At 58.0% G+C, this 14873-nt stretch carries 14 protein-coding genes and 1 pseudogene; 10 read left to right on the forward strand and 5 right to left on the reverse strand.

The window, feature by feature from the left end; translation table 11 throughout:
• Positions 1 to 234: 234 nt before the first annotated feature.
• Positions 235 to 450: a hypothetical protein gene (locus IVA93_RS23570; RefSeq protein WP_018456770.1), complete on the reverse strand. Its 216-nt coding sequence runs from the start codon at positions 448 to 450 to the stop codon at positions 235 to 237.
• An 80-nt stretch (positions 451 to 530) separates the two neighbouring features.
• Between IVA93_RS23570 and IVA93_RS23575 the strand changes: the two genes are divergently transcribed.
• The 6 genes from IVA93_RS23575 (at position 531) to IVA93_RS23600 (ending at position 3907) form a co-directional block, all read left to right on the forward strand.
• Positions 531 to 956 (forward strand): hypothetical protein, encoded by a 426-nt coding sequence (locus IVA93_RS23575; RefSeq protein WP_157642985.1) that lies wholly within the window; start codon positions 531 to 533, stop codon positions 954 to 956.
• 769 nt (positions 957 to 1725) lie between these two features.
• Positions 1726 to 2094, forward strand: a complete 369-nt coding sequence (locus tag IVA93_RS23580; protein WP_143273771.1) for a hypothetical protein — start codon at positions 1726 to 1728, stop codon at positions 2092 to 2094.
• Complete coding sequence (locus IVA93_RS23585) at positions 2094 to 2306, forward strand: hypothetical protein (RefSeq protein WP_085409711.1); 213 nt, start codon at positions 2094 to 2096, stop codon at positions 2304 to 2306. Before IVA93_RS23580 ends, IVA93_RS23585 begins: the two co-directional genes overlap by 1 nt.
• A 321-nt stretch (positions 2307 to 2627) precedes the next feature.
• Complete coding sequence (locus IVA93_RS23590) at positions 2628 to 2801, forward strand: hypothetical protein (RefSeq protein WP_162847236.1); 174 nt, start codon at positions 2628 to 2630, stop codon at positions 2799 to 2801.
• A gap of 697 nt (positions 2802 to 3498) precedes the next feature.
• On the forward strand, positions 3499 to 3660 hold the full coding sequence (locus IVA93_RS23595; protein ID WP_247366697.1) for a hypothetical protein: 162 nt from the start codon (positions 3499 to 3501) through the stop codon (positions 3658 to 3660).
• Positions 3661 to 3694: 34 nt separating this feature from the next.
• Positions 3695 to 3907 carry a hypothetical protein gene (locus IVA93_RS23600; RefSeq protein WP_018456774.1) on the forward strand — a complete coding sequence of 71 codons (213 nt, stop codon included), beginning with the start codon at positions 3695 to 3697 and terminating at the stop codon, positions 3905 to 3907.
• A 99-nt stretch (positions 3908 to 4006) separates the two neighbouring features.
• On the opposite strand, the pseudogene IVA93_RS23605 reads toward IVA93_RS23600, so the two are convergent.
• A pseudogene (locus tag IVA93_RS23605) lies at positions 4007 to 4202 on the reverse strand (cold-shock protein).
• A gap of 396 nt (positions 4203 to 4598) precedes the next feature.
• The gene (locus tag IVA93_RS23610) at positions 4599 to 4898 is read right to left on the reverse strand and encodes a hypothetical protein (protein WP_026233247.1); all 300 of its coding nucleotides are present in this window, start codon (positions 4896 to 4898) and stop codon (positions 4599 to 4601) included.
• Positions 4899 to 6036: 1138 nt separating this feature from the next.
• On the opposite strand from IVA93_RS23610, the gene IVA93_RS40960 reads away from it, so the two are divergent.
• The gene (locus IVA93_RS40960; RefSeq protein ID WP_338014018.1) at positions 6037 to 6342 is read left to right on the forward strand and encodes a DNA ligase-like domain-containing protein; all 306 of its coding nucleotides are present in this window, start codon (positions 6037 to 6039) and stop codon (positions 6340 to 6342) included.
• 1671 nt (positions 6343 to 8013) lie between these two features.
• On the opposite strand, the gene IVA93_RS23620 is transcribed toward IVA93_RS40960, so the two are convergent.
• A complete protein-coding gene (locus tag IVA93_RS23620) occupies positions 8014 to 8493 on the reverse strand; it encodes a hypothetical protein (protein WP_201264207.1) in 480 nt (159 codons plus the stop codon).
• Positions 8494 to 9204: 711 nt separating this feature from the next.
• Here IVA93_RS23620 and IVA93_RS23625 point away from each other — a divergent pair.
• The gene (locus IVA93_RS23625) at positions 9205 to 9459 is read left to right on the forward strand and encodes an H-NS histone family protein (RefSeq protein WP_346732219.1); all 255 of its coding nucleotides are present in this window, start codon (positions 9205 to 9207) and stop codon (positions 9457 to 9459) included.
• A 1133-nt stretch (positions 9460 to 10592) separates the two neighbouring features.
• Here the strand turns inward: IVA93_RS23625 and IVA93_RS23630 are convergent.
• A complete protein-coding gene (locus IVA93_RS23630; protein WP_158091481.1) occupies positions 10593 to 10841 on the reverse strand; it encodes a hypothetical protein in 249 nt (82 codons plus the stop codon).
• A gap of 1233 nt (positions 10842 to 12074) precedes the next feature.
• Here IVA93_RS23630 and IVA93_RS23635 point away from each other — a divergent pair.
• Both IVA93_RS23635 and IVA93_RS23640 read left to right on the forward strand, forming a co-directional pair.
• Positions 12075 to 12815: a Crp/Fnr family transcriptional regulator gene (locus tag IVA93_RS23635; protein WP_085386237.1), complete on the forward strand. Its 741-nt coding sequence runs from the start codon at positions 12075 to 12077 to the stop codon at positions 12813 to 12815.
• 417 nt (positions 12816 to 13232) lie between these two features.
• Positions 13233 to 13475 carry a hypothetical protein gene (locus IVA93_RS23640; protein ID WP_247371114.1) on the forward strand — a complete coding sequence of 81 codons (243 nt, stop codon included), beginning with the start codon at positions 13233 to 13235 and terminating at the stop codon, positions 13473 to 13475.
• The last annotated feature ends 1398 nt before the right edge of the window (positions 13476 to 14873 follow it).

The raw sequence follows: 14873 nt of genomic DNA on the forward strand, positions 1-14873 counted from the left end.
CAGGTGCGGCAGGGCATCACAGGGCTCTGCGGCATCGAGATCGTCTACGTGCCAATTCTGGACCCGGTCCGCGATGGCCAGGAAAGCGGCGTTCGACCATCGATTGATGCTCCGCCTCTTTTAATCCTATGACGATATCTGCTTGCCGGAAGTCAGGTAAGGTGCACGGCAGCGGAAGTTCATCAGCATCGTTGCCGAAAAATCCCCGACACGCGGCGAGGTCATAGCTTACCGTCAACTATTCTGACGAAGGAGGAATGGCATCAGCTTCTCAAAGATTTCTATCCGAAAGCGATCAATCTCCCAACTGAGCGCATCGCTGAATCCCGCGGCATACGCATGGATGATCGCTCGGTCCGCAGTCACTTTGGTCGTCACGCCATTTACGACCACCGAGCCTGTCAGGATCTTTCCGTCCCATTCAACAGCGCGACCATAACCCACCGACATGGCAACTCCAAACACAAGAAGGGTTGGTCTTATGCCGCACCAGGCGGTTATCTCACACCCACGTCGTCGCTTGTTTGTTCGTGCTGCCGCTCATCGTCCTCATCTCGGATAAGTTTGTGAGATTAGCGCAAACCAAAGCAAGGCACGACTGCGCACCACAGTCAGTTCCTTCCGATTCTCTCGATGAATTCCAACGCGGCTGGCGCAATGTCATCGAACTCGACAAAGCAGCGGCGCAGTTCATCTGCGATCTCTACGGTTACATCACGCGACCATCCCTCAACCGTGTTGAAGACCACGATCCGAGCAGGGTGCTTGTATTGACCTTCCATTATTTGGCGCATCAGCGTCGCTCGACCAGTGTCGTCTTCGGAGGTTTCGCTCCAGGCACGGCCGAGCCCACCTCCATAATCCTCGAGCACAAGATAGACGTCACGTGGATATGGATGAGGCACGATGGACGGAGAATGAGGCATGATCCCAAAACTCTGAAAATCGTCATTTAATCTATATTAAACTATATTAAATATGGAATTTCAATCTAATTTACAGCCGTCCGGCTGCGCTTTCGATCGGTCGACACTGCCTATCGAGCGACCCACTCGCCGGCACACGCGCTTTTGGAGGCGAGCAAAAAGCGAGCCGTGGGGTAACGGCGGCGGCGATGGCTGTCCCGATGGCAAGGACGACAGGGGCCGCTAACGTTTTTCGGAGGCACGGCGGTTGGTACGGGCTCGCCAATTACCGCGTTTGCCCGATTCCTCTCCCCAACTGGGCGATGCAGTCGGGCCCCAGCTTTCCCCACTGCCCCAAGGCAAGGCTCATTTTGTTCGGCTTGGAACGACTTACTGATTGCCAAGTTTTCCCGTGCCTCCCAAGGGGCAGCTGCCTTCACCAAGGCGGCTCGATAGCCCCAGCTTCACCGCCCTGAGGCTGGGGTCCTTTTGCTGTCTGGATAGCTGCAGACTCAGGAGGGCGTTGATGCAGGGTTATAGCTCGATCCTTCTTGTCCAACGGTTGAACGACCTCGTTTGTCAACTGTCAGAGCTGGAAGATCTGCGGCTTAAAGTCCAAGAGGCGGAGCGACGCGCCTCGGCTGTACCTGCATTGCAGTCGCCTCCGAGCACTCAATCGCAGCGACGGCGAGCCGCGGGGGAGCGGACCCCCGAGGAGTGACTGGAACCCGATTTATCCTGCGTTAGCGAACGAGCGTAGAGGCTGTGCAGCTCGACTGCCCTGAAGGGAGTGAACTTCACGATCCTCGCGTGGTGAGGCTTGAGCAAGGGGCTTCGCATTCCGCATTTATCTTCGGCTTTCTCGCGCGACAACACGCGCCAGTCAATTATCCGCGCAGAGCGACTGGCCGCCGAACTGATTGAAAATATCGATCGGCTGTTTGCCCCTCTTCCTCTCGATGAGGGAAATAGGGCGCAGCGCGCTCGAGCGGTCGACCAGCGCAAGCGTGTATTGGCGGATTGGCGCAGGCCGCACGCGACAGCAATGGCGATGAGACAGCATGGCGTTCTGAAGCCTTGCCCCACGCTGATGTTCGTCAATGGCGCCAGCGAACTCGACCAAAGCACGACCAGGACTTACGTGATACCTGCGTCATGCTGCTCGATCGGGCTGGCTGCGACTTGCTGATGACCTGCGACATCACTGGGCATTCATACCGAAGCGCGCAGACCATTGTGAAACACTACCGCGCCCGGAAGGCGGCTCAGGCCGAGTCCGGCATCGACTGGCTTGAATTGCAGGTGCGGAAGGAAGGGCTGAACCTGGATCGTCATTCTGTCGGTATTCAGCGGTGCATGGCTCCGGCCAAAGCCTTCGGCTATGCGCGCTCTCGGGCGTGAGAGAGGTGCGCGTGAGCTAGTTCATGTCCGCGCTGCTAGTGGTGACTGCGTTGACGCTGACCCTATGCTTCGGCCTGGCAGCCTCGCGCCAGTCCACCGGCAGGGCAGCCGATTTCACCATTGCCTCCCAAAATTCCAGACTGGGACGCGGATGGGATGCCCCTGAAGACTAGTGGCCTCGCCTCGGAAGCAGTAGCATGGCTTCCATTGACGGGGGCTCCCCACCTATCGTGAGCACCGCATCATCAACCGGCAATAAAGGATCTGGAACTATCTTACACGTAGGTTCTTCCGTTCTGATTGGCCACTGGGGGCTAACAGATGACGGATGAACAGCTAGCTCTTCAGGCTGTGAGTGACGCCCAGCGCATTTTGGAAAAATACTTAGAACCGAGGCCCCGGAATAACGAGCGCATCATCTTGGACAAGCTGGTGGAGGTGCTCGAGCGGCCAGATCTTCTGGTCGCTGTTCATCGGATGCAGCGCGGCTCGTAAGCGCGCCGTTGCTGGTCGGCTCGTGCGAATTCGAGCCAGTCCTCAGCAAGCTTTAGCCACGGCTCCGCGTCGACGGGACTGACGGGCTTGCGCCGTCCGTTCCCTGCACACGTCAGCTAACTGGTAGAAGCGAAGTACATCTTCAGACATGCAAAATGACGCGACTAGGCCCATCACCCCGCCTCAAGAGTATCGCCTCTTCCGACACTGCCTGTCGAGTATCTTACATATCATCCTGATTGGGTGACTCCTCGCCCACTGTGCTAACTGGCAACCCCGCCGGCCCGCAGACGCTTTCAAGTGCCGGCTTTGCCGGTTGCCAGCACCATATAGGCAGACGCCGCGTCACAACTCAGCAGGTGGCGTACCAGCCATCAGGAAACGGGAGCGGAGGCCATTCGCCCGCGGTGTCATTCGCGGCCTCCGGCTCGGCGTCGATTGGTCCACCTGCCGAAGGACGCCACGCAGGAGGCGCACCCGGCTCGCGGTCATAGGGGTGCTGGTCGGAAGGCGCTGTGCTGCCGAAGTGCATAGACTCTATCGAGGGCATAAGTGCACCCCGCGCTCTTGATATCTCGCAATTAAATAGACAATGCATCTATTAAATATATTAAATGTTGGACTTGTTCAATCGCGAAATGATTGAATAGGTTTGTCCTACGGCGCCCGTGAGCGCGGTATTTTGGGGCCAGCGACCATGTCCTTGGCATTCCCGCACTGGCTGATGATCGCAGGGCAAGGTGACGGCTATATTGGTGTCCTCGTCAGCGGAAAGAAAGCGAACCGGGTTGATCGACCGCCAGGCGAGCCGATCGATGTGCCGGCTTTACCGCTCCTCAACTCGCATGACCCGCAGTAGCTCGCGCGCGTTCCGCTAAGAGCGAGGGTTAGCAATGGCTGTCAGAATTGAATGGGGTCCGCTTGAGGCGATAACGAACGTCCGCAACGAAGCGTGCAAGGCCCGAGACTTCATCATCCAATCCCATGATGGACACGTGCAGGGGCAGATTGTCGTGCCTGACGACGCCGATCAGTTCGTCATGGGGGCATGTGAAATCCGGCTTCTCGAGCTGCTAAAGGACGCCATCAAGGAACTGGAGCGGTGAAAGCGCCGAAGATTGCCGCGAAAGCGAGTACTAAATTCGATACGTGGTCAAAGCGCCCGGCCCGCCTGTGCGAACCGGCGGGCCCTGTCCCAGCCACGCCTACCGTCTCAGATTACCTGCGGACTGCTCGCCCCGATCGCTCACGATCTCGTAGCTCACCTTTGCACCTTCTGCCAAACCACTGAAGCCAGCCTTCTCCACCGCTGAAATGTGGACAAAGACGTCCTTCCCGCCGTCGTCGGGCTGAATGAAGCCATAGCCTTTGGTTGAGCCACTTCACAATACCTGTCGCCACGCACGTCTCTCCTAAATGACCGTCGCCACATGACAGAAGCTGATAAAAACGAAAAGCCCACCAACTTAGGATTTAGTTCAAAATGCGAGTTGGATGAATGACCGCCTGTACTGGGACAGGCGTCATGTTGCCCACATGAGGAAGGCAGCCAACGTGAACCGGCGCCCTCCCGTCAATTTCCCACGGTGGACCAGCAGGGAACGAACACCTCGATAGGGAGCTTGAGAATCTTGCCGGCTCCTCGCGAGCTAACTGAGCGGCCGCGGCCACCCAAAAGTCGGCCTGAAGCCGGAGCAATCTCACTGCTGGCGCCTACACAGCCGGGACGAACTCGTCGGCTTGGAAATGGCCCGCAGTGTGAACCGGCGAATTTTTGTCGCAATCAAATGCGACGCGCTAACGCACTGAGCGCAGATAATGGTCTGGTCGGTTGGCGCGATTCATCTCAGCGAAGGCCTTCCCCAACTCTTCCGCCGTATGCTTCGCCTTGAAATTCTCCCATGCGATCATGAACCGCCCCTTCGCTTCATCGAGTGAGCCAGCTTTCCCGAACGGCGGACCGGGAAGCGTCACGATGCACGTCCACAACCAGAACCCCGGGGAGCATTCGTTGGCATAGCGGATGCGCCCGACTAGCTGCCGGTCCTCGTGAACCGTGTAATCATCCAGGCCTATCATCCGCAGTGTCAGAGGCATTGTGGCTTGCCGCAGGGTAGAAACGAAGATAAAGCGCGGCGGATTACATTGTGCCAATTAAACCTCGCCTGACCTGCGCGGCGAGGAACCCGTGTCCTCCACTGCGCCGTTGCTGTCTCGCTAGCTTGCCCAAGCTGGCGGAGCGGCTCCGGCGTACCTCAAAAGCCAACCCTGAAGCCGGGGCCGTCTCTCCGCCATCGGTCTTTTCGGAGCATATGTTGTTGCGCGGCGCACAACGCAGGTCCTACCGCCATAACCCCAGCTTGAGTCACGACCGCGTGCAGGAAACCGTTTCGAGCCTCACACGCAATGACGCGAAACAACGCCCTCCAAGACTGAACGGCATTGACGTCCTCTCGAGGAGAGTAAGATGAGGAAACTATTTTTCGGTGCGGCCTTACTCGCGGTCGCATTCGTGGGGTGTTCAACGATTATCTCGGCCGCTCTTTCTGCAGCCCCGGAGCCAAGGCCGCAACATTCTCCGAACGCTTTGCGCCCGCGCTGAAGTCCGCCTCGAGCGGCTAAATGCACTCATAGCCGTTATGAACCTGATCTGGCGGCGCCTTACTTACATGATACTGGCCGGCATGCGGTCTAAGCTCGTGAGAGCAACGACTAAAACGACCGGTGTGACCGGCGGGTCATTTTTCCACTTTGACAAGATAAATCGACCGCACGATGCGGCGAGCTGACTGAGACGATCATGCGTGATCGCGCGCCGCTTCTCATCAGCTGTTAGGTTCTCGCGTCAGTCAAATCGTGACGAGAACAATAATAATTGCGATTTCAACCAGTAACACCGCTGCTGTCATGGTGGGGACGATAAAAACGTAGCCATGCGGAGGATGATCCGCCTCACCATCGGCCAAGAAACGGCCCCTCACATCTCATGGCGTAAGCAGGGGCGGGATGCGGGAGCCGTTTCTCGGTGGCCAGACGCGTTCGTCCGGCGCCAGGCACTCTCAAATTAATTCTATTTTAAATATTGGTCAACATTTAAACTGGCATTATATTATTTATTTATTTAAAAATGGCCTCGTGCTTTAAAATCGCCCAGCTTGCCTTAGAGCGAGCGCATCCGTCGTTCCCCATCCTTTGCTGCCTCGCAAGAGAGCAGGACGTATCCCCGGACAAACGCGTGCCGGCCGCTATCGCGCATGGCACGGATTGGATCGAGCGTTACCCATGGATTGCCGCGGCCGCTCTGAAGAACCGCCAGAAGCACTTCGTCGTCGAGGGTGAGGAGGTAGTGCTTGGCGTCGATGACGTTTCCGATTTCAACGCCCTGCACTCTCTGCCAGGCAGCTTCAATTTCCCGTCTCCGTTGGATTTTTTCAAAGATCCGGTGGCTATGGGCAAGCAGATCCTCGCGCAGTTCGACCCGTCGAAGATACTCCCGAAGGCACCGAATCTGTCGATGCCTGACCCCGCCCAACCCTACTGAAGCGGGCCGCGACCTGGACCAGGCTCAATTGCGCTTTCAGCACGAGGACGAGAAATTGCTTCCTCGCTTCTAGTCAGGCAAAACGGCCTCGGGACTTAATGGGGCGGTTTCTGCATCCAGGCTCGTTTGTTTTAGGTTACTGACCCCTCGATAAATCCCCGGCTCCATGCCTATGAACTCACTTCGGAGAACGACACGTATGGCGCACGTGCAATTTCTCTTTCTCCACGAGATCACGCAGGAGCAGCCCACTGGAGAGGTTCCGAAGCACGACCCAATCCCGCTCCTGATACTCTTTCTTGATCCTCCCAACCGTGTTTGCTGCAAAGTCTTGCGCAACCCGTTGGCTCCTTCGCTTAGGCCGCCCACATACGCTATGATGAGAACTGTCGGAGCGAAGCCCAGCAGGCACGCGACATCTATTGCTTCTGACCCTGTTGATGCTGTCTTGGTTGTCATCACCTTGAAAGCCAAAGAAAGATAACTGTCTCGGTAGCCGTCGCACGTGCCCTGGAGGGCGGCGAGAAGAGTCCTCGGCTAGGATTTCTGACATTGCGATGCTCGCGCATGAAGCTTCGCATCTCGTGCTGCCGTCCCGTGCAGTCTCGTTCGCTTTACCGCGCAGCGGGGGTCGGCGAGCAAGCATTCGAAATCGATGTGAAGCTTAAACCGAAAGCAGTTCCCGGTCGGCTTACAAATGGAACCAAATGACCGCCATTAAATGAGAAATTTGATTATGTCATATAATCATGATGACTCCATCGCAAAAACGAAAAATATGTTGGGGGAAAACATGGGAGGTTGAAATGGAAGCTGCCCGCCGCCTGCGTGCAATGGCGCTGCTGTGCCGACAGAATGCCGCACTCCAACCTGAGAGAAGCTGGAAACTGCTTGCGGAGGCAGAGTACTGGGAGCATCTGGCGGCTGCGGCTTCAGCTCATTGAGCTTCGGTGGAGTATTCTTTATCTTTCGCTTTTCGTCGACTTCTTACTTCAAATCATTTTCTGAGGCATGTGATGTCGAGTACGCGTCAGATTTTTTCTAGTGCTGTTCTGAATGAACGGCACCAGGCGCTTCTGGAGGAGCTTAGAGAGGTGGAGAAGCTTCGAAGTAAACTCCGACATGTAGAAGCAAGAACAAGAAGAAAGCGTACCAAAGCGAGCGGCAGAGCAAGAGCCGTTTAGAGACGGCCGGGACCGCAGTAGCGAGCCTTGGTGACGACGTCGCTGCGACATGTCGGCAACCAGCCAGGCCGGGGTGCCTCACAATGCTCGAACTAACTCGGCGGCGAGACCGGCCGTCTATTCAGGATCGCGCGTTAGCTCCGATCTTCATTCGACGTTGCACTTCGGAACACAGCAACGAGTCGATCGCCTTGCCAAAGCTCAACGTCGTGCTCGTCATGCATTTGCTCGGCTCGGCGTCTCGCCGCCTGCTCGTCAATGCAGTCGAGCTTTGCAGCGCAGATCAGTTGCCGGCTGCCGTCCACCACGAACACCTTGTACCGCATAATGCAGTCCGATCCCAAAGGCGACCGTCATCGTACTCGAATGTCCGTCTAAGCCGGTGCCAAACTAGGCGTGGCGTACGGAATCTTTGTACGTGTGGCAGTTCGGCTATACCGGCTCGTGGAATCCATTGATTGCGCGGCGGATGTACCTCGCATCTAAGCTAACGTAATCTCCACGCATGCCGAAGCGTGCGGCTCGAGCTCAAGAGCGAGAGGCCACCAAGCGTCATCAGCAGCACACCGAACCAGGCCGTCCAGCTGGGCGCTTCGCCGTGCGCCTCTGCAGTGCGCGCGCCCAGCGGCATATCTTGAGGTGCGTCGGCGAGAAGCTGCCCAACGTCGACTTGGCCCGGCACGGAGTGTTCGGAGGTGATCTGGTTGGGAAGATCGACAATGGGGGCCGCCGACCCCGTGCCGAGATTGGAAGCGGCATCAGCTACCTTCATTTCGGGTACAGGCGGCTGAGATTGCTCGGGCGGTGCGGAGCGCAGCACCTCCGCGCGCGCATCAACGACCGCGCTCCACCTCGTCCCGTTCTCGTCCAAACTGGCGCTGCGGTCTTTGGCCATGCGAGCCCGAATGGGCTTCTTCACCGTCGCGATGCCCTCGGCCAGGAACCAGCATTTGCGGCGACCATCCATTCGGTAGACCCAATGCTGTCCACCAGTGGTCGAGCTACCGGGACGCGGCACGCATTCGGCTTGCGGCGGAGAGGTTACCGTGGGTTGGGGCGTAGCAGTATTGAAGAAGTCGGCAAGAGGGTTGGCAGACGCAGGCGCCGCCGATAAACCTCCGACAAGCACCAAACTGGCGAAGTATAATCGCAAATGACCGGACATCGAAAACTCCCGGGTGCGCCCCACCCCCGCTCGAACCTTAGCGGTGACAACGGCTCCCATGCGGCTTAAATCGGGCGGCGCGATGAATTAATTAATTGTACTCTTGGCTACCTGATTAATATGCCGGTCACGAGGCAGCGCGATTCATCGAGCCGTCCGCGCCGCCGTCCGGTGATCGCCATCTTTGCGCTCGTCCCCGAGCACGAAAGCGCAACTGGCCTAGGGTGAGTTTGTGGAGGTCACGAGACGTGGCTACCCCGCGCGGCGATTTAAATACTCCGCCACGATATTACCACTGTCGCGCCTTTCTCCCTGCTACCTCTCGTATTAAATGTGGATTGCATGATCAATATTTAACTGAGGGCTTGTCTGCTCCCGGATTCCCGACTTGTCTGCCTGGGCCTTCTGCCCAAGATTAGGGATGGAGCCATGAACACCGCGCATTTCAATTCGCTCTCCGTTGACGAGCTCTGGATATTTCACCAAGAGGTCGCCGCCAAACTCACTCAGAAAATGTTGGTGCAAAAAGCACATTTGGAGGAACGGCTCCACAGGATTGGACTGGCCAACGAGGCCACGCGGTTCAATCGCGAGCGCCGTCCATACCCGCCCGTTCGTCCCAAATATCGCAATCCGAAGAACCCGGCGGAGACATGGTCGGGTCGCGGCAGGCTGCCTCGATGGCTGCGGCCGCAGCTTCGAGCCGGCCGAAAATTGGACGATTTCCTGATCGATCGGGCTTCAGCCGAAAAGCGGCAGACCAATTGAGCGCGCGTTGCGGCATTTTGGGATGGAAATGCTGGCGCCTGTTCCCCACTGGGCTCTGAGCTTCTCACATCATCGTTGAAGCGCGGGTCATAACCATGCTTCGAGGCATGGCCATAGCGAGAGCGCTGGGCTGATGGTCTCGCTGAATCGCTCGGGGGGCCCGCGGCGCAGTGAGGACATCGACGAGAATCTCAAGCACGCGATGGCCGTGTCTAGTTGTCGTGCCCTCTGAAGTGCCGCCTAACCGCATTCCACGCTCGAAGGACTGGAAGGATGAGCACGATGAAAAGAACCCTGATTGCAACCGGCCTCATTGCGCGCTGCAGGAGTGGTGGGTCGTGATCGTCCGAGCGACCGGCCGTCGTGTTAATCGTCACCGGAGATGGAATTCCTGCTCGCCGAGTAGGTGACGGTCTGCGCGAGGGCAGGACAACTACAACGAACAGAACGTTCACCAGTAGCCATATTCCCACGATGAGAAGGGCAGTACGCACGAGGACCGACCACGGTTGGATCCAGAATCTGCCGAGGTTACTCCTGCCTCATACCCGGCACGCAACCGGCAACACTGCGTTCGCGGACGGAGCCGCTTCAGCGCAGCCGGCACATTTTCGCATCTCCCCGAGGCCGTTGGGCCCCGAGCGCTTTGCGAGCGTCCAGGATCGCTCCCAGCCTAGTCGGGCGCAACACTCGCGTCTGTGCGCTTTCGAACATTCATGCCCCCTTCAGGTATGCTAGTTCTATGCATCATCCGGCGAGAGCCGGACAGGGATGGCTCATCGGCCAAGACGGCCGTCCTCAGCCCGCAATCCCTGAACAGGGGCTGGGTCATGGAGCGTGGCCCAAATATCGCAGCACGAAGAGCGGCGAATTTGGCGGTCCGCATAGAACCAGTATCGAGTTTCGGCAGTTGACTCCGGGTGGATCCGAACAAGCAAACTGATTTGTTCGGGCCAAGGATAAGTTTAAAAGCTAAGCCGGCACACATGAAGGACCTCCGACGACGTTTGGAAAAGGTCCGCGCTGACGCCAGAGAGTTTATGCTGATGAGCCAGCAAGCGACGGACATAGAAAAGCGCGAGCTGTTTAAGCGCTTGGCGGATGAACTCGCCTTCGAGGCTCTCGAGCTTGAGCTAATCGTCAAGAAAAATGAGCGAGCTAATCCGTGCGACCAGCACGAGGTCGTGGAGTTTAAGCCGCCCTCTCAGCGAACGCGTGGCTGATGCGGAAGAGGTCAAGCCGGCTAGATCGGCGTGACAACGGAACTTTGCGCATGGCTCCGCCAGCGAACGCTGCTCCGCCTTCGCCGCATCGCATTGCGGTTGGGAGGGGCCCAATCCGGAAGCGGTGATGTCATTGTACGCCGCCAGCAGTTCATCCATATGGTCCTTCCGTCGATTTCGAAGAACAGCGGGGTTTCAGGCAAGACGCCGAGGCTACGGAAGTGGTCGACTATTTCTCGGTGAACCTCGATCGCAGCCCACGCGAAAGCTGAAGGGACCGGACCTGCCTCGGTAGAAGGAGGAAGCGTTCCCATGCGTCCGAGCCGGTCGAACTCGGCCGCCCGTTCTTCAGGCCCGCTGTCCCGCATCGCCCGCTTGTGGCATCGACCTGACTTTCAGAAAGTTCGCCGCGCTTTCGCGGCTGAGACAATCCGTACGAGCGCTCGAACCGCTGCCGTCAGAGTACAACATCGTAGAAGATCGTACTTTAGCGTACAAAGTCGTTGCCATGTTGGTGGCGATACGACTCGAATCCCGACCCGAACATTCTGGTTTTGGTTCTGCATCAACGGTATCTTTCTGCGGCAGACAGAACAGATCGTCCGTTTTGCCCGCTGCAATAGCCCCGCACGTCCGAACAATCCTTGCACCGCATGTAACGCTCCAACTCGTGGATCGGCGTCGTCTTCGTTCGTCGCACGACTGCGCTCACACCGTCTAATGGGACGTAAGCTCTGACAGATTGCGACGCGCGCAAGCAGGAGCCAGCGTGCAGCTTTAAACGTTTATGGGCGTGGATCGATCTCGAAGATGATCGACATGGACCGGACCGAGCGCTTCTTTGCCGGATGACTGTCGTGGGCACGATCTGCCTCTGCGCCGCGTTTACGATGTGGATGCTCGTTTGAGCCGCCACTCATGCGCCAACGGAGGCGCCCTATTTCGGTGGCTGCCATCTTGGCAAGGTCAGCCACTCGGTTATCTGAGACGTGAATTCGTTCTGCCGGGCCTTCCTAAGCAGACTGTCTCGTTTCTCCTGGCGGAAATGACCCGGCTTCATCACGTAGCTGTTGAGCTTCTAGGTCAAGCCGAGCCCCACACTTCCGAGATCGCCGCAGCGCTTGCCGCGTCCCGGAAAGCGGAACTCCCTATGGTGTTACCCATGCGCATTTCGCAATTGTGCAGCGGGGCGCTGGGACCTAACTCCTAAATCATCCTGAGAGACAACAATTCGCCTCCGAGGCGCGTGTGGTTGGAGTTTTTGAGATTGAGAGCTTCCGCAGCTGAATTGGACTTCGGGGCGCGAGGCGTAGGCGGATTCAAACAAAGTTCGAGTTGGCCGCCCTATGACGCTCGAAATGCGATGCGGCGGATCGTTCGAGGTAGGCCGCAGTGACGCTTCCCGCCGAAATTGGCAACCGACTTCTGGCAACACTGCCGGCGGCGGACCTCGAACTGCTGGCGCCCGAGCTAGAGATGGTAGCGCTCGATCGGGATGCGGTCGTCTCGCAGGCGGGTGACCAGACCGAGCACGTCCTCTTTCCTCATAGTGGCGCCATTTCTGTGATGATCGACATGGCCAACGGACAGACGGTCGCCAGCGCCGCAATAGGGCGCGAGGGAGCAGTAGGCACTCTTTCCGTGCTGGGGCCGTCCCCTTCGGCCGTTACCGCCGTCGTTCGTGCCGCGGGCATCGCCTCGCGGATCCCCGCATCGCGATTCCACGCCGCTTTTAGCCGAAGCGCCGCGATCCGCCACGCAGTCCAGATTCATTTCAAAGCGATGCTGATACAGCTACAAATCGGCGGCGCCTGCAATGCTCTGCATCCGGCCCAAGCCCGCATGGCACGCTGGCTGCTCCATCTTCGCGACCGCGCCGACCACGACGTCCTCGCACTCACCCAAGAGGCGCTTTCGCAAATACTGGGTGTGCGACGAACGACAGTGACGCTCCTGATGCGCAACCTGCGCGCTTCCGGAGCGATCAGATCTGAACGGCGAGGAGAAATCGAGATTGACCCATTGCGGCTCGCAGCGGTGGCGTGCGAATGCCACGATACCATGCGTCTCGAAATCGAGGGGATCTTCTCTATGAATGCAGCCCGGTCTCGCGCTTTGGTTCTGCCGACGTAGTAACTGAAACGGGGGGATGCCGCAAACCATCGCGCCTTTCGGCGTGATAGCCCGTTATCCCGAACATGGACGATGTGGCCAATGTGCAACGGGCGCCTAGCTTCTCCACGGCAATGTCCGCAACCGAACAATCCCGCTCATGAGGTACGCGTACTATCGGCGCGCCATGTACTGGAGGCCTGTGGATGACCTTTTCAAACGAAAGATCAGACCTTATTGTCTCTTTGGGAAAGCGTGCGGCGACAGGTGTTGGCTGATCGCGCAAATGGCGGACGCTCCCGCGTTGTTGGCGACAATCTGCGCACCTATGCTGAATCGCTCCGTTCGGAAATGGATCGACGGGAGCTCACGTACGCCTCAATCAGTTCAACTGAATGAAGCCGAGGGTGCCTTTGGGGCACACAGACGATGAGAGACATGCAAGAGCAGCTGGAGAACCTCCTCAAAGCCGCAGCCGACTGCAAATCGATCAGCGATCTGGCCACCGACCTGCAAAAACGAGAGTTGTTCGCGAGGCTTGCCGATCATCTGAGCGTGTTGGCTTCCGAGGTCGAGCGTGCAATTGCTGCGACAGCCTTTGGCACCAATTGGAGCGATAAGAGGATATGGCCCGACACCGATGATTGGGAATCAGCATGCGATGAGCGGAGGAGGACATGACTGCGGAGCGGCCTCCGTGCGAGTGTGCAATCGCGCGCTCGCCTGGCCACTAGTCGGAAGGCCTATCTGCGCGTGCAAGGCAATCAGCTAACTTCGATCGTCAGCTGCGACCGCGGGTAGGCGTACAGCCCTGACCTTGCAGGATATCCCCGGCCAGCGCGCTTTATTACGAAGGCTGCGTCATGCTCATTCGCTATAGGACCTGCGTTGCCCTGTTTCGGCAGCCTCATTCGAGGCCAAGCAACGCCGCGCCCGCTCGATCTGGGCGCCGGTGGCCCCGTGATTACGGGCATACATCTCAGCCAGGGCCGCCGAATACTTAGCAACGTAGTATTTGACCTCTGAGCAAGAAATCCGCTCTCCCGGTCTGTGCTGGCGCGCAGCATAGGCTTCAGAGCTAAGCGTCATCAGAAACAAGGCAGCAGCGCCAATCGCACGCGTGACAGTCATTGTCATCCCCCGCAGCTACTAGGTTCGTTGCAGAGAGCAGGCCTGAATCGTCCCGATCGCGCAAATTAACAGTGGTGCGCTGGTGCAACGTGTTGTGGACTGTTGCTTTCATGCCCCAGCTTCGTGAGCACCGGCCCGCCTATGCTGGCGAACCCCGTGCAAATCCAGGCTCGTCGACACAGATGTGCGACAATTGACGTCCCCATGTAAGCTGCATTGCGCAACGGGACAGGCCGCTCTGATCATCTCAGGAACCCAAGGGCGCGACACGCCGGCCGGCGCCGCTCTTAACGGGCACAAACCTCTCCTGCGCCGCCTGGGGAGGACCTCACGATGCCGACCAGCAATTCAACCCTCTGCGCGGATGACCACCGGTACGATCATCCTCTCTCGCTCCAGTCCATCTGGGCAAGTTTGAGCTACTTTCAGGAAGTGTCCTCGGACGTCGTACTATCTCACAAACGTTCGAACCAACGAACCAACGACACAGCCGCATAAGTGCAAATCAGGACCTGCAACTATCTCAAACTGCTATTTGAGGCTGTGGCCTGCACGGTCGACGGATCGGCCGATCCGCGCACAACATGAGAACCGAAACGCCAGCGCCGAAGCCAATCGACCCCGCGAGATGTAAAGGGCGCTGTCAGCGGCTGGCGCGCCTACATCCGATAGCTCTGAATTCTGGATGATGGTGACATTAACCACGGATTGTTACCACTGAGTAGGATGAAGGTCGGCGACCGGAATCAAAGGCGGTGCGCGTCCGCTTTATGAGCCAATCAGCTCGTGGGCCGCACCGCACAGCAATCCGGTGCCCAGACCACACCTGAGCCGCAGAAGCCGTTCGCATTCGAGCCGGTCCGGACGGCCAGCAGAAGTTGTGGCGACGCATCGGGCAGCATATTTCGAGTTCGATACACCGCTGAATTCGCCCGCCGGCTCGCGCGC

The sequence above is a fragment of the Bradyrhizobium sp. 155 genome, from assembly GCF_023101105.1.
Classification (GTDB): domain Bacteria; phylum Pseudomonadota; class Alphaproteobacteria; order Rhizobiales; family Xanthobacteraceae; genus Bradyrhizobium; species Bradyrhizobium canariense_D.

Bases quoted from the DNA above. Each gene is read 5' to 3' on its own strand.
- IVA93_RS23625 (WP_346732219.1), top strand. From the start codon at position 9,205: ATGTTGGTGCAAAAAGCACATTTGGAGGAACGGCTCCACAGGATTGGA.
- IVA93_RS23595 (WP_247366697.1), top strand. From the start codon at position 3,499: ATGTCCTTGGCATTCCCGCACTGGCTGATGATCGCAGGGCAAGGTGAC.
- IVA93_RS23640 (WP_247371114.1), top strand. From the start codon at position 13,233: ATGCAAGAGCAGCTGGAGAACCTCCTCAAAGCCGCAGCCGACTGCAAA.
- IVA93_RS23590 (WP_162847236.1), top strand. From the start codon at position 2,628: ATGACGGATGAACAGCTAGCTCTTCAGGCTGTGAGTGACGCCCAGCGC.
- IVA93_RS23570 (WP_018456770.1), bottom strand. From the start codon at position 450: ATGTCGGTGGGTTATGGTCGCGCTGTTGAATGGGACGGAAAGATCCTG.
- IVA93_RS23600 (WP_018456774.1), top strand. From the start codon at position 3,695: ATGGCTGTCAGAATTGAATGGGGTCCGCTTGAGGCGATAACGAACGTC.
- IVA93_RS23630 (WP_158091481.1), bottom strand. From the start codon at position 10,841: ATGGATGAACTGCTGGCGGCGTACAATGACATCACCGCTTCCGGATTG.
- IVA93_RS23585 (WP_085409711.1), top strand. From the start codon at position 2,094: ATGACCTGCGACATCACTGGGCATTCATACCGAAGCGCGCAGACCATT.
- IVA93_RS23610 (WP_026233247.1), bottom strand. From the start codon at position 4,898: ATGCCTCTGACACTGCGGATGATAGGCCTGGATGATTACACGGTTCAC.
- IVA93_RS23620 (WP_201264207.1), bottom strand. From the start codon at position 8,493: ATGGATGGTCGCCGCAAATGCTGGTTCCTGGCCGAGGGCATCGCGACG.